At 29.9% G+C, this 23167-nt stretch carries 19 protein-coding genes, 2 tRNA genes and 2 rRNA genes; 16 read left to right on the top strand and 7 right to left on the bottom strand.

All coding sequences use genetic code 11. From position 1 onward, the window contains the following. The first annotated feature begins 47 nt into the window (after positions 1-47). Together argJ and DT059_RS01890 are read left to right on the top strand one after the other, a co-directional pair. Positions 48-1349: a bifunctional glutamate N-acetyltransferase/amino-acid acetyltransferase ArgJ gene (gene argJ / locus DT059_RS01895; RefSeq protein WP_145596292.1), complete on the top strand. Its 1302-nt coding sequence runs from the start codon at positions 48-50 to the stop codon at positions 1347-1349. A gap of 38 nt (positions 1350-1387) precedes the next feature. Further along, positions 1388-1816, top strand: a complete 429-nt coding sequence (locus DT059_RS01890; protein WP_145596290.1) for a DUF1178 family protein — start codon at positions 1388-1390, stop codon at positions 1814-1816. Here DT059_RS01890 and ubiG read toward each other — a convergent pair. Next, positions 1813-2535, bottom strand: coding sequence for a bifunctional 2-polyprenyl-6-hydroxyphenol methylase/3-demethylubiquinol 3-O-methyltransferase UbiG (gene ubiG, locus DT059_RS01885; protein WP_145596288.1), 723 nt, complete (start codon positions 2533-2535; stop codon positions 1813-1815). The two genes, DT059_RS01890 and ubiG, sit on opposite strands and share 4 nt — an antisense overlap. Positions 2536-2610: 75 nt before the next feature. On the opposite strand from ubiG, the gene DT059_RS01880 reads away from it, so the two are divergent. The 5 genes from DT059_RS01880 to DT059_RS01860 are packed head-to-tail and all read left to right on the top strand — an operon-like array spanning position 2611 to position 7313. Then, a complete protein-coding gene (locus DT059_RS01880) occupies positions 2611-3822 on the top strand; it encodes an aspartate kinase (RefSeq protein ID WP_145596285.1) in 1212 nt (403 codons plus the stop codon). A 4-nt stretch (positions 3823-3826) separates the two neighbouring features. Beyond that, the gene (ispG, locus tag DT059_RS01875) at positions 3827-4924 is read left to right on the top strand and encodes a flavodoxin-dependent (E)-4-hydroxy-3-methylbut-2-enyl-diphosphate synthase (RefSeq protein WP_145596283.1); all 1098 of its coding nucleotides are present in this window, start codon (positions 3827-3829) and stop codon (positions 4922-4924) included. Positions 4925-4928: 4 nt separating this feature from the next. Beyond that, positions 4929-6002: a peptide chain release factor 1 gene (prfA, locus tag DT059_RS01870; protein WP_145596281.1), complete on the top strand. Its 1074-nt coding sequence runs from the start codon at positions 4929-4931 to the stop codon at positions 6000-6002. A gap of 3 nt (positions 6003-6005) precedes the next feature. Further along, entirely contained in the window at positions 6006-6848 is an 843-nt protein-coding gene (gene prmC / locus DT059_RS01865) for a peptide chain release factor N(5)-glutamine methyltransferase (RefSeq protein ID WP_145596279.1), read from the top strand. A 12-nt stretch (positions 6849-6860) separates the two neighbouring features. Then, positions 6861-7313, top strand: a complete 453-nt coding sequence (locus tag DT059_RS01860) for a DUF4167 domain-containing protein (protein ID WP_145596277.1) — start codon at positions 6861-6863, stop codon at positions 7311-7313. Here the strand turns inward: DT059_RS01860 and DT059_RS01855 are convergent. Then, complete coding sequence (locus DT059_RS01855) at positions 7310-8602, bottom strand: M23 family metallopeptidase (protein ID WP_145596276.1); 1293 nt, start codon at positions 8600-8602, stop codon at positions 7310-7312. The genes DT059_RS01860 and DT059_RS01855 overlap by 4 nt on opposite strands. Before the next feature lie 336 nt (positions 8603-8938). Here DT059_RS01855 and DT059_RS01850 point away from each other — a divergent pair. From DT059_RS01850 to DT059_RS01835, 4 genes are all read left to right on the top strand, one after another. Beyond that, a 16S ribosomal RNA gene (locus DT059_RS01850) occupies positions 8939-10413 on the top strand. 97 nt (positions 10414-10510) lie between these two features. Then, positions 10511-10587: transfer RNA gene (locus tag DT059_RS01845), tRNA-Ile, on the top strand. Between the two features lie 12 nt (positions 10588-10599). Continuing rightward, a tRNA-Ala gene (locus DT059_RS01840) sits at positions 10600-10675 on the top strand. 131 nt (positions 10676-10806) lie between these two features. Continuing rightward, a 23S ribosomal RNA gene (locus DT059_RS01835) occupies positions 10807-13559 on the top strand. The 16S and 23S rRNA genes sit together here with 2 tRNA genes alongside, the layout of an rRNA operon. Before the next feature lie 53 nt (positions 13560-13612). Here DT059_RS01835 and DT059_RS01830 read toward each other — a convergent pair. Genes DT059_RS01830 through hisF form a run of 3 tightly spaced genes read right to left on the bottom strand, consistent with a single transcriptional unit; the run spans position 13613 to position 16168 of the window. Continuing rightward, positions 13613-14815: an N-acetyl sugar amidotransferase gene (locus tag DT059_RS01830; RefSeq protein WP_145596274.1), complete on the bottom strand. Its 1203-nt coding sequence runs from the start codon at positions 14813-14815 to the stop codon at positions 13613-13615. A 1-nt stretch (position 14816) separates the two neighbouring features. After that, positions 14817-15446: an imidazole glycerol phosphate synthase subunit HisH gene (hisH, locus tag DT059_RS01825; RefSeq protein ID WP_145596272.1), complete on the bottom strand. Its 630-nt coding sequence runs from the start codon at positions 15444-15446 to the stop codon at positions 14817-14819. Beyond that, positions 15443-16168: an imidazole glycerol phosphate synthase subunit HisF gene (gene hisF, locus DT059_RS01820; protein WP_145596270.1), complete on the bottom strand. Its 726-nt coding sequence runs from the start codon at positions 16166-16168 to the stop codon at positions 15443-15445. The genes hisH and hisF overlap by 4 nt, the downstream gene beginning before the upstream one ends. A gap of 35 nt (positions 16169-16203) precedes the next feature. Here hisF and DT059_RS01815 point away from each other — a divergent pair, with 35 nt between their 5' ends. Genes DT059_RS01815 through neuC form a run of 3 tightly spaced genes read left to right on the top strand, consistent with a single transcriptional unit; the run spans position 16204 to position 19084 of the window. Then, positions 16204-16911, top strand: a complete 708-nt coding sequence (locus DT059_RS01815) for an acylneuraminate cytidylyltransferase family protein (protein ID WP_145596268.1) — start codon at positions 16204-16206, stop codon at positions 16909-16911. Beyond that, positions 16908-17942 carry an N-acetylneuraminate synthase family protein gene (locus tag DT059_RS01810; protein WP_145596266.1) on the top strand — a complete coding sequence of 345 codons (1035 nt, stop codon included), beginning with the start codon at positions 16908-16910 and terminating at the stop codon, positions 17940-17942. Before DT059_RS01815 ends, DT059_RS01810 begins: the two co-directional genes overlap by 4 nt. Beyond that, positions 17939-19084 carry a UDP-N-acetylglucosamine 2-epimerase gene (neuC, locus tag DT059_RS01805; RefSeq protein WP_145596265.1) on the top strand — a complete coding sequence of 382 codons (1146 nt, stop codon included), beginning with the start codon at positions 17939-17941 and terminating at the stop codon, positions 19082-19084. The genes DT059_RS01810 and neuC overlap by 4 nt, the downstream gene beginning before the upstream one ends. A 112-nt stretch (positions 19085-19196) precedes the next feature. On the opposite strand, the gene DT059_RS01800 is transcribed toward neuC, so the two are convergent. Next, positions 19197-20420, bottom strand: a complete 1224-nt coding sequence (locus tag DT059_RS01800; RefSeq protein ID WP_145596263.1) for a TIGR04372 family glycosyltransferase — start codon at positions 20418-20420, stop codon at positions 19197-19199. 154 nt (positions 20421-20574) lie between these two features. Then, positions 20575-21294: an SDR family oxidoreductase gene (locus DT059_RS01795; protein WP_145596261.1), complete on the bottom strand. Its 720-nt coding sequence runs from the start codon at positions 21292-21294 to the stop codon at positions 20575-20577. A 257-nt stretch (positions 21295-21551) separates the two neighbouring features. Here DT059_RS01795 and DT059_RS01790 point away from each other — a divergent pair, with 257 nt between their 5' ends. Together DT059_RS01790 and DT059_RS01785 are read left to right on the top strand one after the other, a co-directional pair. Further along, positions 21552-22505, top strand: coding sequence for an SDR family oxidoreductase (locus tag DT059_RS01790; RefSeq protein ID WP_145596259.1), 954 nt, complete (start codon positions 21552-21554; stop codon positions 22503-22505). A 5-nt stretch (positions 22506-22510) separates the two neighbouring features. Then, on the top strand, positions 22511-23167 hold the full coding sequence (locus DT059_RS01785; RefSeq protein ID WP_145596257.1) for a class I SAM-dependent methyltransferase: 657 nt from the start codon (positions 22511-22513) through the stop codon (positions 23165-23167).

Below are 23167 nucleotides of genomic sequence, written 5' to 3'. Positions count from 1 at the left end.
TTACTTATATTGTTTAATATATGTATTAAATAAATAATTTAAACAATATGGGAATTAATTTAACAAATTTTTTATCATCTCAATCAAAAAATACGAAAATGATTGATTTTCAAGATCTTGATCATTTAGATGGTCTTTCAATTTCAGTTGTTTCTGCAAATTTATATAAAGATATCAGAGATGATTTAACAATGTTCTATTTCAGAGAAGGTGCTAATTATGCTTCAGTTTATACTCAGTCAAAAATAGTATCTGAAAATATAAAATGGAATATTAACCAAAGACCAAAAAAAATATATTCCCTTATTGTAAATACAAGAAATGCCAATGCTTTCACTGGAAAACAAGGTTATGAAAGTTTAAAAAAAATAGCAGATTTAACTGCAAAACAATTAAATAAAAAACAACAAGAAGATGAAGATAATCCTAAGAAAATTTCTGCAAAAAATATAATTTTTGGTTGTACGGGTACTATTGGAGAAATTTTTCCATGTGAAAAAATTTTAAATAATATTGCAAATTTAATTAAAAAAATTCGTTATACTCAAAATAAATTTATTTGGATGAAGGCAGCACTTGCAATTATGACTACTGATACAAAACCAAAATTAGCAATGGAAGAATGTAATATTGGAAGTGAAAAAGTAAAAATATATGGAATTGCTAAAGGATCAGGAATGATATACCCAAACATGGCAACAACACTCGCATATATATTTACAGATGCAACTTTGTCTAATGACATTTTAGCAAAGTTATTAAAGAAAAATATAACCAATACATTTAACGCTATTTCATGTGACGGGGATACTAGTACTAATGACATGGCCACTATTTTTGCAACTAATGAAGTTAAAAATTATCAAGTGAAAAGTATAAATGAAAATAAAATCAAAAATTTTGACAAAGCACTAAATAATGTACTTTTGAATTTAGCTAAAAGGGTTGTTTCAGACGGAGAGGGAGCGTCAAAATTTATTACAATAAATGTTAGTAAATGTAAAAATGAGATAGATGCAAAAAAAATTGCTTTATCAATTGCAAATTCTCCATTAGTAAAAACTGCAATTGCTGGAGAAGATCCAAATTGGGGGCGAATTATAATGGCAATTGGTAAAGCAGGGCCTAAAATTAATCTAAATAAGTTATCAATAAAGTTTGGAGCTATACAAATTGTGGAGGGTGGAAAATTAGATCAAAGTTATGATGAAAAGCAAACAGCAAATTATATGAAAGGAGAAAATATTGAAATAAATATTGAAACTTTTACGGGAAAGAAAAACTTTACTGCTTATACGATGGATTTAACTAAAAAATATATTGAAATTAATGCAGATTATAGAAGTTAACTTATTTAAAATTCAAATTGTATTATTAACTAATAATCATGATTAAATATAAACTTTTTTGTAAAGAATGTGATTTAAAATTTGATAGTTGGTTTGCATCCTCAAATGAATATGAAAGATTAAAAAAGAAAAAACTGTTGAACTGTCATAAGTGCAATTCAGTCAAAGTTGAAAAAACAATTATGGCACCTCAATTAATTAGTCAAAACTTTAAAAATGACGAAAAAATAAATTTAGAGAAATATAATAAAGTAAAAAAAACAATAAAAGATTATCAAAAATTTATTAAAGATAATTTCAAATATGTTGGTGATAATTTTGCTTATGAGGCAAGATCAATACATTATAATGGTAAAAAAAAATCAAAGGGTATTTATGGTAGTGCATCAAAAGAAGATTTAAAAGAATTAAAAGAAGAAGGTATAGACGCTCAATTGATCCCTTGGATAGACGAAAAGGAAAATTAGTTTTTAATAAACTTTGCTATATAGTTTACAGATAAATCCCTAGAAATACTCCACTCATCCTTAATGAAGTTAAAATTCATACCCTCTAATTTATTGAGTGATAAATCATATTTAATTAAAATTTTTTTAAGATCCTCAGGTTTAACAAATTTTTCCCATTCGTGTGTTCCAATTGGTAGCCATTTCAAAACATACTCTGCTCCAACAATTGCAAAAATATAAGATTTTAAAGTTTTATTTATTGTTGCAACAAACATTAGTCCATTTTTTTTTAAAAGTTTTGAGCAAGACTTTAAAAAAAAATCTACATCCTCTACATGTTCAACAATTTCCATATTTAAAATAACATCAAATTTTTTTGTAATTTTAAGTTTTTCAGGTGACGAACATAAATAATTGATTTTTAGTTTATTTTTTTTTGAATGAAGTTTTGCAATTTTTATATTTTTATCAGATGCATCGATACCAGTTACTTTTGCTCCCATCTTTGACATTGGTTCAGATAGTAACCCTCCGCCACACCCAATATCTAAAATATTTATTCCTGATAAAGGTCTGAATTTATTTTTTAATTTGAAGTTATTAATAATATTTTCCTTTATATATTTTATTCTTGTTGGATTAAATTTATGAAGTGGTTTGAATTTACCCTCTGGATCCCACCATTCATCAGCCATTTTAGAAAATTTATCTATTTCTTTTTTATTTACGCTAGTCATTGTGATATATAGTTGACATAATAATTTAGATGTATTTTATCCATTATTTATTAAATATTAATAATTAAAGCTAGCATGAAAACTATCGTATTAAAATTTGGTGGAACATCTGTAGGAACTATAGATAGAATTAAAAAGGTATGCAAAATTATTGCTTTTTACAAAAAGAAAAAAAATAAGGTAGTAGTTATTTCATCGGCAATGAGTGGTGTGACAAATGAGTTAGTAAATAAATCTAAACTGATAAGTAGCAATTTTGATAGAGCAGAATATGATGCATTAGTTTCGACTGGAGAAATAGTATCATGCGCACTTATTGCTGGTAGACTAAAACATAATGGTTTTAATTCAAGATCTTGGACATCATGGCAACTACCTATTTTAACAGATGGTCCTCACTCTAGTGCAAGGATTAGTTCAGTAGGTATTAAAGAACTAAATAAATATATAAATTTAGGTGGAATACCTATAATCACAGGTTTTCAAGGTGTTAGCAATGACTTTAGAATTACCACTATTGGAAGAAGTGGTTCTGATGCAACAGCAATTATGCTCGCAAAATTTATTAAAGCTGATGAGTGTATAATTTATACAGATGTAGATGGAGTTTATACTACAGATCCAAGACAATATAAAAAAGCAAAAAAAATTAATAAAATTTCTTATGATGAGATGTTAGAAATGGCATCTCTTGGCTCAAAAGTAATGCAGCCTACTTCAGTTCAGGATGCAAAGTTAAATAAAATTGATATCAAAGTTAAATCTTCTTTTGTTTCAAAAAGTGGAACTTTGATAACTGGGTCTAAAAAGATTTTCAGCAATCAAATTATAACTGGAATTTCTTCTACAAAAAATGATGCTAAAATTACAATTATTGGTGTCAAGGACAGACCTGGTGTAGCAGCATCAATTTTTAGGCCATTATCTAAGAATTTAATTAATGTTGATATGGTTGTTCAAAATATTTCTCAAAATGGAAAAGAAACTGATTTAACATTTACAATTAAGTCTGAGGATTTAAAAAAAACAGAGAGATTAATAAAAAAAAATAAGTCAATATCATATAAAAAATTGTCTTTCGATAAAGATTTATCAAAAGTTTCTATTATTGGAGTGGGAATGATAACTACACCTGGAATAACTTATAGGATGTTTCAAGCATTAGCTTCAAAAAAAATAAATATTCTTGTTATATCTACCTCTGAAATAAAAATTTCTGTACTTATTTCCTCTAAGAGTGTTAAAAAAGCTGTAGCGGTCTTACACAAAGAATTTAAATTAGATTAAATTTATGAGCCTTAGGCCTTTTAGAAATATTTATAGAAAAAAAACTAAAGTAATTAATGTAGGTGATGTAAAAGTTGGAGGGGATAATCCAATTTCAGTACAATCTATGACCAACACATTGACAACTGATGTGTCGGCAACAATAAAACAAATTCAAGAAATTCATCAGGAAGGTGCCGATATTGTAAGAGTGTCTTGTCCAGATGAAGAGTCTTCAAAAGCTTTAAAAGAAATCACCAAAAATGTTCAAATTCCTGTAATTGCTGATATCCATTTTCATTATAAAAGAGCAATTGAAGCTGCAGAAAATGGTGCGAAGTGTCTAAGAATTAATCCAGGAAATATTGGTGATAAAAAAAAAATTTATGATGTTTTAAAAGCCGCAAAAGATAATGATTGTTCAATTAGAATAGGCGTTAATGCTGGATCTTTAGAAAGAGATATTCTTGAAAAATATAAAGAACCATGTCCAGAGGCATTGGTAGAAAGTGCTTTGAGAAATATAAAAATTTTAGAGGATGAAAATTTTTTTAATTTTAAAGTAAGTGTTAAATCTTCAGATGTATTTTTATCAATTGCAGCTTACAGACAACTTTCTAAGGTCATGAATTATCCATTACATTTAGGAATAACAGAAGCAGGAGGTTTTGTTACTGGCAGTGTTAAGTCTGCTATAGGTCTTGGATCACTTCTTTTGGATGGTATTGGTGACACCATAAGGGTATCTTTATCTGATGACCCTGTAAAAGAGGTTAAAATTGGAAATGAAATTTTAAAGTCTTTAGGATTAAGAAACAGAGGGGTGAAAATTATATCTTGCCCATCATGTGCAAGGCAAGCTTTCCAAGTAATTGATACGGTAAAAATACTTGAGGAAAAATTATCCCACATAAAAACCCCAATAACGCTGTCTATTATAGGCTGTGTTGTGAATGGCCCAGGCGAAGCTGCTTTGACTGATATTGGTATAACTGGCGGTGGAAAAGGAAATAATATGCTTTATTTATCAGGTGTCCAAAGTGAAAAAGTTTTAACTAGCGAGATTATAAATAAAGTAATTTCAGAAGTTGAAAAAAAGGCAGCAGAAATAGAAAATAAATAAAAAAATGATTCCATCAAAAACAATTGAAGAGCTAATTGAAAAACATTCAGTTTTAGAAAAAGAACTTTCTTCAGGGGAAATAGATAAAAAATTGTTTGCAGAAAAATCTAAAGAGTATTCAGATATTAACGAAATTATAGATGTTGCAAAAAAATATATTTCTTTTGAAAAAGATAAACAGGAATTAGAGAAAATTTTAAATGACCAAACATCAGATAATGAACTAAAAAAAATGGCTGAAACAGAATTAACTGATTTAAATTTACAAAATGAAATTGATGAAAAAAAATTGAAATTATTTTTATTACCAAAAGATGAAGCAGATAAAAAAAATGCGATTATTGAAATTAGAGCAGGAACTGGTGGTTTAGAGGCAAGTTTATTTGCTTCTGACTTATTTAAAATGTATGAAAAAGTTAGTCATAAAAAAAAATGGACTTTAGAATTAATATCAATTTCAAGAAGTGATGCAGGAGGTTTAAAAGAGGTTATAGCTTCTATTAAAGGAAGTAATATTTATTCTACTTTAAAATATGAAAGTGGAGTGCATAGGGTTCAAAGAGTTCCAGATACAGAAACCCAGGGTAGGGTACACACATCGGCAGCAACAGTAGCAGTTTTACCTGAAGCCGAGGAAGTTGATTTAAAAATTAACGACTCAGATTTAAGAATTGATGTTTTTAGAGCAGGAGGTCCAGGTGGACAATCGGTTAATACAACAGATAGTGCAGTTAGAATTACTCATATACCAACAGGTTTATCTGTATCTCAACAAGATGAAAAATCACAACATAAAAATAAAGCCAAAGGTATGAAAATTTTAAGAGCACGTTTATATGAATTGGAAAGGTCAAGAATAGACCAAGAGAGATCTCAAGATCGAAAGACAAAAATTGGTACAGGGGACAGATCAGAAAGAATAAGAACTTATAACTTTCCTCAAGGCAGAGTTACAGATCATAGAATAAATTTAACTCTTCATAAATTAGATGAATTTTTAGAAGGAGAGGCATTTGATGAAATGATTGAATCTTTGACACTACAAGCGCAAGAGGAAAGTCTTAGCAATTTAAAATAATGTATGAATATTAATTTGGCTATTAATGAGGGTTCAAAAATTTTAAAGAAAAAATTTATAACCAACCCTCTATTAGATGCTGAAATTTTGATGGCAAAAACGATTAATAAAGATAGGAATTATATATTACTTAATTCTAGTAATTCTATTAATAAAAATGATTTAAATAATTTTTATAAGTTAATTGAACAAAGATCTTTAGGAAACCCAGTAGCATATTTAATTAAAAAAAAGTCTTTTTGGAAATCAGAGTTTTTTATTACAAAAGGCGCATTAATACCAAGGCCTGATACTGAGTTGGTTGTTGAAAATATATTAAGATTAACAAAACAAAAAAGTAAAATTAATATTTTAGATATAGGTGTTGGTTCAGGCTGTATTATTGTATCAATTTTAAAGGAGAGAGAAAATTTTCGTGGAACCGGTATAGATTTAAGTAAAAAATGTTTAATTATAAGTAAAAAAAATGCAATAGCTCAGAAAGTTAGTTCTAGATTAAAATTATATAAATCAGATGTTGACAAATTCAATTTAGGTAAATATGATTTGATCGTATCTAATCCTCCTTATATTAAAACATGTAAGTTTAAATATTTGGAAAAAGATGTTGCTGAGTTTGAGCCAAGACTAGCGTTAGATGGTGGATTAGATGGTTTATCAGAAATCAGAAAAGTAATTAAAAAATCTTCTGAACTGATAAAAAAAAACGGTAAACTTATTTTAGAGATAGGATTTGATCAAAAAAATAAAGTTAAAAATTTATTAAAAAAAGAAGGTTTTTATATAGATAGTACCCAAAAAGATCTTGCAGATAATGATAGGTGTATAATTAGTACAAAAATATAACTAAATAAAAGTATGGTAACATTCAGAAATAATAACAATAACAATAGAAGAGGTAGCTTTAGAAGAAATACTAGAAGTTTTAAATCTAATGGTGATACCCCGAAATTTAATTCTAACTTTTCAAATAACGATAATTTCAAGAGAAAAGCTCCTGGAAGAAATAATCATAATGCACCAAAATTAATTGAAAAATACAATGATTTAGCAAGGGAAGCTCTATCAAATGGAGATAAAATTTTATCTGAGAATTATTTACAGCACGCAGATCACTTTACGAGAATACTTAATGAAAGAGAGAACTTTAGAAAAGATAAGTTTTTAGAAAACAATTCTGAAAATAATTCTGAAGTTTCTGAAGAAAATACAGAAAATTCTAAAAAACCCCATGATAAAGATTTAGTTAATAATTCTGGTGATGAAAATAAAATCCAAAAAGAAACAAAATCCCAAGTAGAAATAATTTAGTTTATTCCAAGTATTTTTTCAGATTTAAGAACGTCTAACTTAATTCTTTTAGTTTCAAATAGTTTTCTTTCTTTTCCTTTTAAGATTTTACCTGAGGGAAGTTTTAATTTTTGTGAATTAACTTTTTTTCCATTTACAATTACTTCATAATGCAAATGTGGACCTGTTGATTTACCTGTAGAGCCAACATAACCAATAGTTTGACCTTGTTTAACTCTTACCCCAGGTTTTATACCTCTAGCAAATTTTGACATATGAGCATAAACAGTTTGATATGTTGAGTTGTGTTTGATTTTAACACAGTTACCGCCTCCTCCACACCAACCAGCTTTTTTAACAATTCCATCACCTGATGCCATTATGGGTGTTCCCATAGGAGCAGCAAAATCTGTTCCACGATGCATTTTGTTGTAACCATCTATTGGATGTTTTCGCATTCCAAATGATGAAGAGAGCCTTGCTCCATTAATTGGAGTTTTCATTAAAGCTTTTTTTACACTCTTACCATTTTGGTCATAGTGGCCTTGACTATCTTTGTGGTCAAAATAATATAAATTATTATCTTGTCCACTTAACTTAAGGTTTGCAAAAAGAATTTCTCCTGTTTCAGCAATATCATTTTTTTCATTTAAGAAAATTTCATACATAATTTGAAATTTATCATTTTTTCGAATATCTCTTTGAAAATCAACTTGAAATCCATAAATTCCTGCAAATTCTATAATTATATTTGCAGGTATTTTTTGATCAGTGGCTGCTTTATATAAACTTTGTTCAATTAAGTTTTCTTTATAAATAATTTCTTTTTCTAATTTAATCGAGACAACCTCCTTGTCAAAATCATCTTGTTGAATGTTTCTTTTTAGATAAATCTTTTGAGTATTTGAAATTTGATATATAAATTCTTCAATTTTATTATTTGTTTTATCAAGACTAAATTGAATTATCTGTTTTGTATTTAACTTATTAAGATTAACTTTTTTTTTAAGAGAATTTTTAATTTTATTTATTTCAGATTTTTCAATTGAATAGCTTTCTAAAATTTTATCAAAGGTTTCTCCAGCTCTAATCTTATGTTTAACTTTTTTATATTTTGGTTCAAGATTGTCTATTAAGTGACTTAAAGTTTTTTTAAAATAAATGTTATCAATAAAATTATTATAAACTTTATCATTTAAATTTTTTTTATAGTTAAAATAGCTTGTAAAAATAGCTGTAAAAAAAATTAAGATTATTAGCCCAAAAATTTCAAAATTTTTTTTAATTTTATTTTGTAAATTTTTTAGCATTTATTTATAGTAGAAGTTCAATTAATAGTTTAGGGGTAGACAAAAATCAAAAAAAACCCTTTAAAATAATGTATTTTTGTAATTTTTTTTGCTCTTAAATGCTTGATTTCCATTAATTTTAGCCTATAAGCACTGAACTTTCTCAATAAAATTATTGTTTAAACAATAAATTAGTGAGGGTTATTGAGCCTTTTTTGCTCAATTAGCTATTTAAAACGTAAAAATTTAAGAAGAGAAGTGTGGACGGTTAAGGTTACCAAAATTTGTCGTACACACTTCAACATCATATAAATTTTATTCTTAGAATTTATATGGAAGCTAGTGTGCGCCGTTTTTAAACTTGAGAGTTTGATCATGGCTCAGAACGTACGCTGGCGGCACGCCTAACACATGCAAGTCGAACGAAGTAGCAATACTTAGTGGCAGACGGGTGAGTAACATGTAGGTATCTGCCCTTTGGCCTGGAATAACACGAGGAAACTTGTGCTAATACCGGATAAGTCTTTACGGAGAAAGCTTTATGCACCATTGGATGAGCCTGCACTTGATTAGTTTGTTGGTGGGGTAATGGCCTACCAAGACTGTGATCAATAGCTGATTTGAGAGGATGATCAGCCACATTGGGACTGAGACACGGCCCAAACTCCTACGGGAGGCAGCAGTGGGGAATCTTGCACAATGGAGGAAACTCTGATGCAGCGATGCCGCGTGAGTGAAGAAGGCCTTTGGGTTGTAAAGCTCTTTCGTCGGGGAAGAAAATGACTGTACCCGAATAAGAAGGTCCGGCTAACTTCGTGCCAGCAGCCGCGGTAATACGAAGGGACCTAGCGTAGTTCGGAATTACTGGGCTTAAAGAGTTCGTAGGTGGTTGAAAAAGTTGGTGGTGAAATCCCAGAGCTTAACTCTGGAACTGCCATCAAAACTTTTCAGCTAGAGTATGATAGAGGAAAGCAGAATTTCTAGTGTAGAGGTGAAATTCGTAGATATTAGAAAGAATACCAATTGCGAAGGCAGCTTTCTGGATCATTACTGACACTGAGGAACGAAAGCATGGGTAGCGAAGAGGATTAGATACCCTCGTAGTCCATGCCGTAAACGATGTGTGTTAGACGTTGGAAATTTATTTTCAGTGTCGCAGCGAAAGCGATAAACACACCGCCTGGGGAGTACGACCGCAAGGTTAAAACTCAAATGAATTGACGGGGACCCGCACAAGTAGTGGAGCATGTGGTTTAATTCGAAGATACGCGCAGAACCTTACCAACACTTGACATGTTCGTCGCGACTCTAAGAGATTAGAGTTTTCGGTTCGGCCGGACGAAACACAGGTGCTGCATGGCTGTCGTCAGCTCGTGTCGTGAGATGTTGGGTTAAGTCCCGCAACGAGCGCAACCCTCACTTTTAGTTGCCATCATTTAGTTGGGCACTCTGAAAGAACTGCCAGTGATAAGCTGGAGGAAGGTGGGGATGACGTCAAGTCCTCATGGCCCTTACGTGTTGGGCTACACACGTGCTACAATGGTATCTACAACAGGAAGCAAAACTGCGAAGTTAAGCAAATCCTTAAAAGATACCTCAGTTCGGATTGCACTCTGCAACTCGAGTGCATGAAGCTGGAATTACTAGTAATCGTGGATCAGCGTGCCACGGTGAATGCGTTCCCGGGTCTTGTACACACCGCCCGTCACACCATGGGAGTTGGTTCTACCTTAAGGCAAGGTTTCAAACCCTTGACCACGGTATAGTCAGCGACTGGGGTGAAGTCGTAACAAGGTAGCCGTAGGGGAACCTGCGGCTGGATTACCTCCTTTCTAAGGATGAATAAAAATAAAATTTTATTCTAAATAATATACAGGTAATGTTGACCGTCCTCATTTCTCTTCTTAAAGTAGTGTTTCTCTTGCATGGGGGCCGGTAGCTCAGTTGGTTAGAGCACACCCTTGATAAGGGTGGGGTCGAAAGTTCGAGTCTTTCTCGGCCCACCAATTTAAGATCATGGGGGATTAGCTCAGCTGGGAGAGCGCCTGATTTGCATTCAGGAGGTCAGCGGTTCGATCCCGCTATCCTCCACCAAACACTTAGTTATAAAAAATTGTGAATAAAAATAATAATTAATATCAATATCTATATCCGAACATTAGTAATGTTATTAGCTAATGTTCAAATAAAAATTTGATTCAACACAGAATTTTTTTCTGTGCATAAATCAAGCGTTTAAGGGCGTGTAGTGGATGCCTTGGCACTGAAAGCCGATGAAGGACGTGATATACTGCGATAAGTTTCGGGGAACTGTATGTAAGTTTTGATCCGAAAATTTCCGAATGGGGAAACCCACCACTTTATGTGGTACTTTAAACTGAATACATAGGTTTAAAGAGACAACCTGGAGAACTGAAACATCTAAGTAACCAGAGGAAAAGAAATCAATTGAGATTCCGTTAGTAGTGGCGAGCGAACGCGGACTAGGCCAGTAGTTTTGTTGAAAAAATTTGAATAGTTTGGAAATGCTAACCATAGAGGGTGATAGTCCCGTAAAAGTAATGTTTAACAAAATTCTTGAGTAAAGCGGGACACGTGAAATCCTGCTCGAATATAGGGGGACCACCCTCTAAGCCTAAATACTCTTCAGTGACCGATAGTGAACTAGTACCGTGAGGGAAAGGTGAAAAGAACCCCTATTAGGGGAGTGAAATAGAACCTGAAACCGCATGCCTACAATCAGTCGAAGCTCTTTTTAGAGTGACGGCGTACCTTTTGTATAATGGGTCAGTGACTTAATTTATTAAGCAAGCTTAAGCCATCTAGGTGTAGGCGTAGCGAAAGCAAGTCTTAATAGGGCGATTAGTTTAATGAATTAGACCCGAAAACGAATGAGCTTACCATGAGCAGGTTGAAAGTAAGGTAACACTTACCGGAGGACCGAACCAGTTGACGTTGAAAAGTCTTTGGATGACTTGTGGTAAGGGGTGAAAGGCCAACCAAATTCGTAGATAGCTGGTTTTCCGCGAAAACTATTTAGGTAGTGCGTTGAATAAATAGACATTTAGAGGTAGAGCACTAAATGGGCTAGGGGGAAGAGATTCTTACCAAACCTAATAAAACTCCGAATGCTAAATGTTGTTCTTCAGCAGACAGACTGTGGGTGCTAAGGTCCATGGTCGAGAGGGAAAGAGCCCAGACCACCAGATAAGGTCCCCAAATTATGATTAAGTGTGAAAGGATGTGGAAATTCCTTAACAGCCGGGAGGTTGGCTTAGAAGCAGCCATCCTTTAAAGATAGCGTAACAGCTCACCGGTCTAATAGAGTTTCTGCGCCGAAGATGTAACGGGGCTAAAATCATATACCGAATCTGTGGATTTATAATTTTTTCGAAAATTATAACTGGTAGCGGAACGTTCTGTAAGCCTGTGAAGGGATACCCGTGAGGGATCCTGAAGGTATCAGAAGTGCGAATGCTGACATAAGTAACGATAAAAGAAGTGAAAAACTTCTTCGCCGAAAATCCAAGGGTTTCTGCGCAAGGTTAATCCGCGCAGAGTTAGTCGGCACCTAAGGCGAGGGCGAAAGCCGTAGTCGATGGAAATAAGGTTAATATTCCTTAACCAGATGGTAGTGACGGATCTTGTAAGTTGTGAGTTCTTAATGGATTGAACTTGCCGCGAAAAGGTTCCAAGAAATAGCTCCATCATTAGACCGTACCCTAAACCGACACAGGTGGATTAATAGAGTATATTTAGGCGCTTGAGAGAATGATGTTGAAGGAACTCGGCAAAATACTTCCGTAACTTCGGGATAAGGAAGACCTTTTTGTAGGCAACTATAAGAGGGTGGCACAAGCCAGGGAGAAGCGACTGTTTATCAAAAACACAGGGCTCTGCTAACACGTAAGTGGATGTATAGGGTCTGACGCCTGCCCGGTGCTGGAAGGTTAATGCGGTTGGTGCAAGCTAACTTCTGAAGCCCCAGTAAACGGCGGCCGTAACTATAACGGTCCTAAGGTAGCGAAATTCCTTGTCGGGTAAGTTCCGACCTGCATGAATGGCGTAACGATTTCTCCGCTGTCTCCAACATCAACTCAGTGAAATTGAATTCTCCGTGAAGATGCGGAGTTCGCGTAGTTAGACGGAAAGACCCCGTGCACCTTTACTGCAACTTTACATTGGTATTAGGAAAAACATATTTAGCATAGGAGGGAGACATTGAAGCAAAGGCGTCAGCTTTTGTGGAGTCAACAGTGAAATACCTCTTTTGTTTTTCTTGGTATCTAACTGATTGCCGTTATCCGGCATCAAGACATTGTATGGTGGGTAGTTTGACTGGGGCGGTCGCCTCCCAAATAGTAACGGAGGCGTGCGAAGGTAGGCTCAGAACGGTCAGAAATCGTTCGTAGAGTGCAATGGCATAAGCCTGCCTGACTGTGAGACTGACAAGTCGAGCAGAGACGAAAGTCGGTCATAGTGATCCGGTGGTTCTGAGTGGAAGGGCCATCGCTCAACGGATAAAAGGTACGCCGGGGATAACAGGCTGATACTGCCCAAGAGCTCATATCGACGGCAGTGTTTGGCACCTCGATGTCGGCTCATCACATCCTGGGGCTGGAGCAGGTCCCAAGGGTTTGGCTGTTCGCCAATTAAAGTGGTACGTGAGCTGGGTTCAGAACGTCGTGAGACAGTTCGGTCCCTATCTGCTATGCGTGTAGAAGAATTGAGAGGAGTTGACCCTAGTACGAGAGGACCGGGTTGAACATACCACTGGTGGACCGGTTGTAGCGCCAGCTGCAGTGCCGGGTAGCTAAGTATGGACGAGATAACTGCTGAAAGCATCTAAGCGGGAAACTCACCTCAAAACTAGTTCTTCCTATAGAGCCGTGGTAGACCACCACGTTGATAGGCTGGATGTGGAAGCGCAGTAATGCGTGCAGCTGACCAGTACTAATAGCTCAATTGGCTTGATTTATGCACTGAAAAAAATTTTTTTATTTTTGGTATTAAATATTTTTAAATAAAACCTTAATATATTTTTTGTAAAAGCTTCCAATTTTCACCATCTTTTTTCCAAAGATGTGGAGATCTGAAATTATCTATAGTAGAGAAAAATTCTTCCTCATTAATTCCAATATAATCTAAGAATTCTTTAAAATATTTATTTGGAAATTCGTTGTCGTATTTCTTAACTAAATTAATTCCTTCATCTCTTGTTATTTTATCATTTCTGATTTCTTGAGCAGCATCGTAAGATGCTCTACCTAAACCAAATTTTACATGTGTAAGGAAATAATGAAATGGATCAATTTTATCATCTATACTAGAATATTTTGAGTAAGTTCCTTCAGTTCTTTCCGTATTTGGTCTAAAGCCTGTATTTTTAGCTGCATAGTAATAACATTCCTGAGGATCCCACTTTAGATAATATCCTAAATATCTTTGTTCTATTTTTTTTTCAATTAGATCTTCTATTTTAGGTGCAATGTAAGGCTCAAAATCATTTAATGTGAAATTAAAATTTTTTAAAATATTAGTCAATTTTTCTCCACCAAGTATTATTTCGGAATTATTTTTTTTGGAAAAAAACTTGCTATCCATTTGTGGGTTTGCATTTTCCTCAACTGCATTTCCATACTCAGCTTGATTTTCCCCGTAAAAAATAAGTTGAATGTTAAATTTTAACGCTATTAAAGGCCCAATAATTCTTTGACCGATAATAAAGGGTTGAAATGGGTGGAGTAAATTTTGGAATGCTAATTTAGTTAAAAGTTTATGCACTTTTCCATTTGGAGTAAAAAGAATATTATCGAAGCCGCCTATTTTTATCCAGTTATCAAAATTTTTCCATCCTATATCAGTATACATGTGTGGAGCCCATGTAATGGTTAATGGATTCATTCCATATTTATATTTTAGAATATGTGCTGTGTAGGCACTATCTTTACCTCCACTTCCTGGAATAATACAATCATAACCAGTTGGTTTTCTATATTTTTCTAACAATTCAATTAATTCATTTTCTCTTTTTTCCCAATCAATTTTTTTTTTTGTTTCATTATAATTACATGCATCGCAGACAGAAGTATTTTCATCAATATTTAAACCGGATTTTTGATTACTAATATTCTTGAATTCAACAACACTTTGAGGTCTTTGATTACTCATTACACATTTTGAACAAAACACCACATTTTCAGGCAATCCGTACATTGAAAAATTTTTTGACATTTTAGTTTATAGAATTTTTAATTAATGTTTCTAAAAAGTCCAATCCAATTTTTGAACTTTTTTCGGGATGAAACTGAGTTCCAATGATATTAGAATTTTTTATTGTCATTGCACAAAAATTTTTATCATTATAAACAGAAGTTGCAATTTGGTTTTTACTATCTACTGGTTCAGCAATATAAGAGTGAACATAATAAAATTTTTGTTTATCGAATTGTTTAAGGTAATCAAATGTTTTATTTGGTTTAATATTGGTTTCAAACCATCCAACATTAGGGAGTATATCATTTTCACTATTAGATAATTTTTTAACTTTTCCATTTATCATTCCTAAACCAGTTGTATTATAATTCTCTGAACTTTCTTCAAAAAATAATTGCATTCCTAAACAAATTCCCATCAGAATATTATCTTTATTATTTGTATAGGATTTTAATTCGTTTAAAATTTGTTTTTCTTTAATTAATTTCATCGCTTGATTAAAAGCACCAACACCAGGTAAAATACATATATTTGATTTTATATTTTTTTGTTCAGAAAAAAAAACTGGGTTATACCCTAGAAACTTTAAACAGTTGAAGAGGCTCTTTATATTGCCCATTCCATAATCAACAATAGTTACTGATTTCATGATAAAATTTTTTTTATTTCAGAAATTTTTAAGGTTTTGTAGTGTAAAACAGAAGCTATAGCTACAGATATATTTTTAAATTTTGTTTTTAATTTTTCAACATGCTCTAAACTACCACAACCTCCTGAAGCAATTAATGGTTTTTTTATAATTTTTTCAACGTTCTCTATTAATTCAATATCGAAACCAGTCTCGGTTCCCTCTTTATCTATTGAAGTTAACAATATCTCTCCACATCCCTTACTCTGAATTTCCTTAATCCAATTTTTAACATCAAGATTAGTTTTTTCTCTTCCACAAAATTTATAAGGTTCCCATTTATCCTCTGAAATTTTTTTTGCCTCAATATTTACCAAAATTGTAGATTCACCAAAATTTGAGACTGCTTCTTTTAAAAAATCTGGATTTTCCAAAGCCTTAGAATTTATAGCTACTTTATCAGCGCCTGAGTTCAAAGCGTTTTCTATGTCTTTAAGTGATCGAATGCCACCTCCCAGAGTGATTGGAACAAAAATATCTTCTGTAATATTTTTTATTAAATCAAATAAATTATTTCTTCCATAAAGGCTTGCCACTGAGTCAATTATTAACAGCTCATCTATTCCACTAGAGTAATAATTTTTAGCGATATTTATGGGATCTCCAATTTTTCTTAATCCTTCAAGATTAATTCCTTTAATCACATAATTATTTTTTATATCGATTCTTGCTATAGTTCGCATAATAAAAAAAATTGTTATATCATAGAACTCTAGGAATGAATAAAAAAAGAACTCAAATTATTGGTCTTATACCAGCTAAAAAAAACTCACAAGACCTTAAAAATAAAAATTTAAAAAAATTAAATAACTTTTCATTGTTTGAATTGGCTATTTTAGCTGCAAAAAAATCAAAATTTATTAATAAAATTTATTTATCATCAGACTCAAAAAAAATATTAAATAGAGGTAAAAAATATAAAATTAACTTAGTTAAAAGAAAAAAGTCACTTAGCACAAACTCTGCCACTGCAAACTCATTGATACTTGATTTTATAAATCATAATTTAAAAAATAATAATAAAAATTGTTTAATCGTTTATCTTCAACCAACATCACCTTTTAGAAATAATATTCATATTGATGAAGCTATAAATAAGTTGGTTAAAAAAAAATTGAGATCTGTATTAAGTGTAAATGAAAATAAAAACTTTTTTAAGTCATTTAAAAAGAACAAGGATACTTTAAGTCCTTTTTTTGAAGATAAATACGTTACAAATAATCGACAAAATTTAAAGAAAATTTATTCACCAAATGGGGCAATATATATTTTCTATGCAAGTGATTTTATTAAAAATAAAAAATTATCTTTTATTAAATCTGGATATTATCTGATGAATAGAATAGATAGTATTGATATAGATGATAAAGAAGATTATGAATTAGCAAAATTTCTTAGTAAAAAATATTTAAAAATTAAAAAATGAAATTTAAAATTGCTGGAAGAGAGATTGGGAATAATAAAGATCCACTTATAATCGCCGAAATAGGAATTAATCATAATGGAAATTTAGACCAAGCTATAGCAATTGCAGATAGTGCCATTAAGTCAGGAGCAGAGATTTTAAAACATCAAACTCATATACCTGATGAGGAAATGTCATTGGAAGCTAAAAGAACAATTCCAGGTAATTCAAATAAATCAATTTATAGTATTATTAAGCAGTGTGCGCTTTCAGAGACTGATGAGGAGAAATTAATGAAATATATCAAATCAAAAAAAAAAATCTTTATTAGCACACCTTTTTCTAAGGCTGCTGTAGATAGATTGATTAGATTTGGTATTCCTGCATTTAAAATAGGATCAGGGGAATGGAATAACTTAGATTTAGTTAAGTATGTTTGTAAATTTAAAAAACCTATAATCATGAGCACAGGCATGAGTTATTTAAATGAACTTCGAAAAACAGTAAATTACATTAATAACAAAAAAATTCCTCTAGCACTCTTGCATTGTACGAATGTTTATCCGACACCCTTGCAAAAGAGTAGATTGAATTCGATTTCTTTAATGAAAAAAACCTTTAAGAATAATATTATAGGTTATTCAGATCATACAGTTGGTTTACATGCCTCTTACGTAGCACTAAGCTTAGGGGCCAAAATAATTGAAAAACATTATGTAGACACACATGACAGAAAAGGTCCAGATGTGTCTTGTTCAATGGATAAATATCAATTGCAAGAGTTACTTTCTGCTTCAAAATTTATACCAAAATCAATAACTGGTAAAAAGGAACCTTTAAAGGAAGAAAAGGTGACAATGAATTTTGCATTTGCATCAGTAGTTTCCAAAATTTTTATAAACAAAGGATCTTCCCTAAACGAAAAAAATATTTGTTTAAAAAGGCCTGGTAATGGAGATTTTCTTTCTAAAGATTTTAGTAAATTAATTGGAAAAAAAGCCGTAGTTGATATTAAAAAAAATATCCAAATTAAGAAAAAATATATTAAGTGAAAACTATTACATTTATAACTGGTACTAGGGCTGATTATGGAAAAATTAAATCATTAATTTTAGAATTACAAAAAAAAAAGTTTAAATTCAAAACTAATTTAATAATTACAGGCATGCATAATGTTAGAAAATACGGGCATACTATAGATGAAATAGAAAAAGATAAGATTCAAAATTGCTATAAATTTAATAATCAGTCAAAAAATGCGACTATGGACATAGTACTGGCTAATACAATTAAGGGAATAAGCAAATTTATTCAAAATAATCATACAGATTTAATAGTTGTACATGGTGATAGAGTAGAATCTCTTGCTGGGGCAATTACTGGTTGTTTAAATAATATTAAAGTAGCTCATATTGAAGGAGGTGAAATTTCTGGAACTGTTGATGAAATCTTAAGACATTCTATATCTAAACTGTCACATTTGCACTTTGTAACAAATAAAATTGCAAAACAACGACTCCTACAAATGGGAGAAAAAAGCAAAAATATTTTTTCAATTGGATCTCCGGATGTAGATTTAATTTTAAAAAAAAATCTACCCAATATTTCCGAGGTAAAGAGAAGGTATAATATTTTGTTCCAAAATTATGCAATTTTTTTATTCCATCCAGTTACAACAGAGTTAAAAAAAATTAAGTATCAAATAAAATCATTTTTAAAGTTAATTAAAAAAAGCAAATTTAATTATGTAATTTTACTACCAAACAATGATCTTGGTAGCGAAATTATATTAGAACAAATTTTTATTTTAAAAAAAAAAAATTTCTTAAATATAAAAATTTTACCATCAATGAGATTTGAATATTACTTAACGTTATTAAAAAATTCAAATTTCATAATGGGAAACTCAAGCTCAGGAATTATGGAGGCACCGTATTATGGTGTGCCTACTATTGATTTTGGTTCTAGACAAAAAAATAGAGCCAAATTAAGTTCTGTAATTTCTGTAAATGATTTTTCAAAAATAGATAGCTTGATAAACAAGTTTAAAGTTAAAAAGTACAAATTTAAGCCACTTCATTATTTTGGTACTGGAAATAGTCATAAAAAGTTCTTATCAATTTTAAATCAGAAAAGAATTTGGAGTATTAAAAATCAAAAACAGTTTATTCAATTAAATATTAAAAATTTTTAATCCTGAATTTTGTAATTTTAATAATGAAATTAATTATTTAACAAAGTCTAGTTATTTACTCCCTTATTTTTAATATATTAATTGATCACAATTTAACGTAGTAATCTGCTTATTATTTTATAATTTTTATTATTTTTTTTAGAAAAAATTCGCTAATCTTTGCATTAAAAACTTCATGTTTACAGTATGTACTTTTATTAGCCACTTCTTTTTTAAATGAGGTCCAAAAAAAATCTTGTAATTTAGTTTTTTTAAAACTTTTCTTATTAAAATTATTTAAAAATTCCTTTGTTGCTTGATATATTTCTTCTGATGTATTTTTTTTTAAAAAAATTCTCTTTTTCTTGAATTCAAAAGAGTCATATATTTCATGACAATTTTTTTTTACTATTTCAGAAAAAGTTAATTCTTTTTTAGATAATGCATCAAAATATCTTTGAAATATAATCATAAAATTTTTAGAATTAGCCTGTATATCTGATATAGGACAAACATTTGTGTATAAAATTGGTCTATTAAAAATTTTTGGAACCTCATCGTACCCAACACTTGAAGATATGCAGAATTTACAAATAGATCCTAAGTAAATCTCTAATAAATCACTATGAAATTTACAATTAAATAACTCAATATATTTTTTATTATTTATAGGTAATTTTTTTTGAAGATATTTACCCATTCGTATTACGTGATAATTATTTTTTATAAGATACTTAATTGCTTTTTTGTACGTATTTACATTTGGATCTCTAAAATTATGATAATTAAATAAATGCATTTTGCCTTTTATCAGCATAGTCTTTTTTAAAAAATTGCTATCTCTTAATATTACTAGAACAATTTTTTTTTCATCAATTTTATTTATCTTCAATATATTTTTGCAGTAGGCAATTTCTTCTGGCGTAAATGTTATAATATTTTTATTTTTTGGTAAAAGATTTTTAAAATCCCTACAGCGTGTTTCTGAGATACCAGCTAAATGCTCTCTTAAGTTAAAAAAACTAAATATTAACCAAAATGGTCTAATTAAATAAACAGAAAAAATAGATACTTTTCTTCTCCACATTTTTTCTAGTTGCTGATTTGATATTTTGTTTGGAAAGTATAGAAAATCAAATAATTTTCTTTGTTTAGCAATTTTTTTTTTATCAATTAGGTACAACGCAGTATCAGTTACAAAATGACCTATTCTATCAGAGTGAATTAATCCAAATCTTAATAAAATTAAATTTTTAGTTAAAATAATTATTGGAACAAATAATAGTGCTATTGGTAATAAAATAATTAAATATTTTTCTTGTTTAATTGCCTTATATACTCTTATAATTTTATTCATTATTTTATTTATATATAGTTGAAATAAATATTAGAAAAACTATTTTTTTTAAATTATTTTATATATCACTTCTACGTTTTTTGAGTTTTATTTAGTATTACTATCCGTATCAACTTACTAACCAATTTAATTAATTGTTTAAATTTTTTTAACTTTAATATTCTGACCCATCTACATTCCATATAGCACCTGAACAATAAGATGCGACTTTAGAAGTTAAGAAATATATAACAGAGGTTATCTCAACAGGTTTTGCTAACCTACCAATAGGTAAATGATTTTTTTTGTAATTTTTCCAAAATGAATTGTTTTTTTTTTGAGAAATAGTCATATATCTTTTTGGTAATTCTATAGGTCCAGGACAAACACAGGAAACTACTATTTTATCTTTTATTAATCTTCTTGAGATACTTGACACATAAGTATTAAGAGCCGACTTAGCAGAAGAGTATGGAGATGGTGCAACATAATTATATGCGGCTGAAGAGGACACGTGAACAATCCTACCCCATTTCTTTTTTTGCATATAGGGTATAAAATGTTTGTTTATTTCAACAACATACCCAATATTACTTTTCCATACAAATTCATAGCTTTTATAGTCAACATCGTGGTTATAAATTTTTTGAGATCCTCCAACATTGTGAATTATTATATCGAAAAAAATTTTATTTTTTTTAAGATTTTCTAAAACTTCTTTCAATTTTTCTAAATCAGAAATATCGCAACTTATCTGTCTAACTTTTTTTTTTATTTTAGAGTTAACCTTTCTTGAAATACTTGTAACACTGTAATTTTTATTCAAATATAGTTTCGTAATATGGATACCTAAACCACTGGAACCACCGACTATTAATACTTTTTTTTTATTCATGATAGAATAAAATTTAACCTAATTAATCTTAAAAATAAACCTAGATAAAATTTATAAGAAAAAATTTTATTCAATGAATTGGAGTTTTTTTAATTTTCTTACTATGATTATTTAGATCAAATTATTTTAGTCAAATAAAATTGAATAGATATATATTTAAAATACTTTATAGCTTTTAATATTTAGTGTTTTAATATAAAAAAAATATATAGTTTAAAAAAATTCACTTTTAAATTTACTAAATTATTTATGCTTATATGAAATCTCCGAAAAAAAAAATTATTATTCTTGGTGGCTGTGGGTATATTGGAACAATATTGAGTCAATATCTTTTGGATAAAGGTTTTTACGTCAAAGTTATTGATCGTCAAATATATGGGAATTTTGTTAAAAAATCACAAAATATTTGTATTATTAATAAAGATGTAAGAAAAATATCTTATAAAGATTTCGCTGGGTATGAGTATATCATTCATTTAGCAAATATAGCAAACGATCCTTCCGTTGAACTTAATCCTTCTTTATCATGGGATATAAATGTACTTGCAACTGACAAAATATGTAAAGCTGCAATAAAAGCAAAAGTTAAAAAAATTGTATTTGCAAGCTCCGGTAGTGTTTATGGAATTAAAAAAGAAAGAAATGTAGTTGAGGAGTTAGATTTAAAGCCTATATCTACTTATAATAAAACAAAAATGATTGCTGAAAGAATTTTACTTAGTTATAGAAAAGAAATAGATATTGTCTGCATTAGACCAGCAACTGTTTGTGGGGTCTCAAAAAGATTAAGACTGGATGTTTCTGTAAATATGTTAACGTACCAAGCTTATAAGAAAAAAGTAATCACTGTATTAGGGGGAAAGCAGATAAGACCGAATATTCATATCAAAGATCTAGTTAGAGTTTTTTATTTTTCTTTGAAAAAAAAAATACCTGGTCATATAATTAATGCAGGCTTTGAAAATTTATCAATACTTAACCTTGCCAAAAAAATTAAAAAAAACATTAAATGTAAAATAATATTTAAAAAGTCAAATGATCCTAGGTCATATCGACTGTCTTCATATAAATTAGAAAAATTGGGTTTTAAAAGAAAATTTGATGTTGATTATGCTATATTAGAGTTAAAAAAATATTTTGAGCATAAGAATTTTAAACATAAGCTAGAAAATTATAATATTAAAAAATTAAAAAAATTATCTTTTAAATAAATACAATGGGTAGAAAAATAAATTTATTGAAGAAATATCCTTCAACCAAAAGAAATTTAGAAAGAATTCAAAAAAATAAAAAAAAATATCAAAAAATTGCTAGAAAATTTGATAAACGATTCTTTGATGGCTCTAGATTAACAGGATATGGTGGCTATTATTATAATAAAAAATTTTGGTACAATGTTGTAGGAGATTTTATAAAATACTACAAAATAAAACCTTCTTATAAAATTCTTGACGTAGGTTGTGGAAAAGGATTTATGTTGTATGATTTTAAAAAACGAATTCCAAAATTAAATATTTATGGAGTTGATATTTCAAAATATGCAATTGATAATGGCCTGTTTAAAATTAAAAAATATTTAAAAGTTTCTAATTGTAAAAGCTTACCTTTTGATGATAATTCTTTTGATTTAGTTATTAGTATTAATACAATTCATAATTTAAACAAAAGAGATTGCGCTAAATCATTAAAAGAAATTTCAAGGGTCTCCAAAGGAAAAAGTTTTATAACAGTTGACGCTTATAAAAATAAAAAAGAAAAAGATAGAATGTTTAAATGGAACTTAACAGCCAAAACAATTATGTCTGATAAAGATTGGGTAAGTTTTTTCAAAAAAAATGGATATAAAGGTGATTATTATTGGTTTATTCCCTAA

The organism is Candidatus Pelagibacter sp. FZCC0015, assembly GCF_007833635.1.
Taxonomy (GTDB): Bacteria; Pseudomonadota; Alphaproteobacteria; order Pelagibacterales; family Pelagibacteraceae; genus Pelagibacter.
This window is presented reverse-complemented; position numbering and strand designations above follow the sequence as displayed.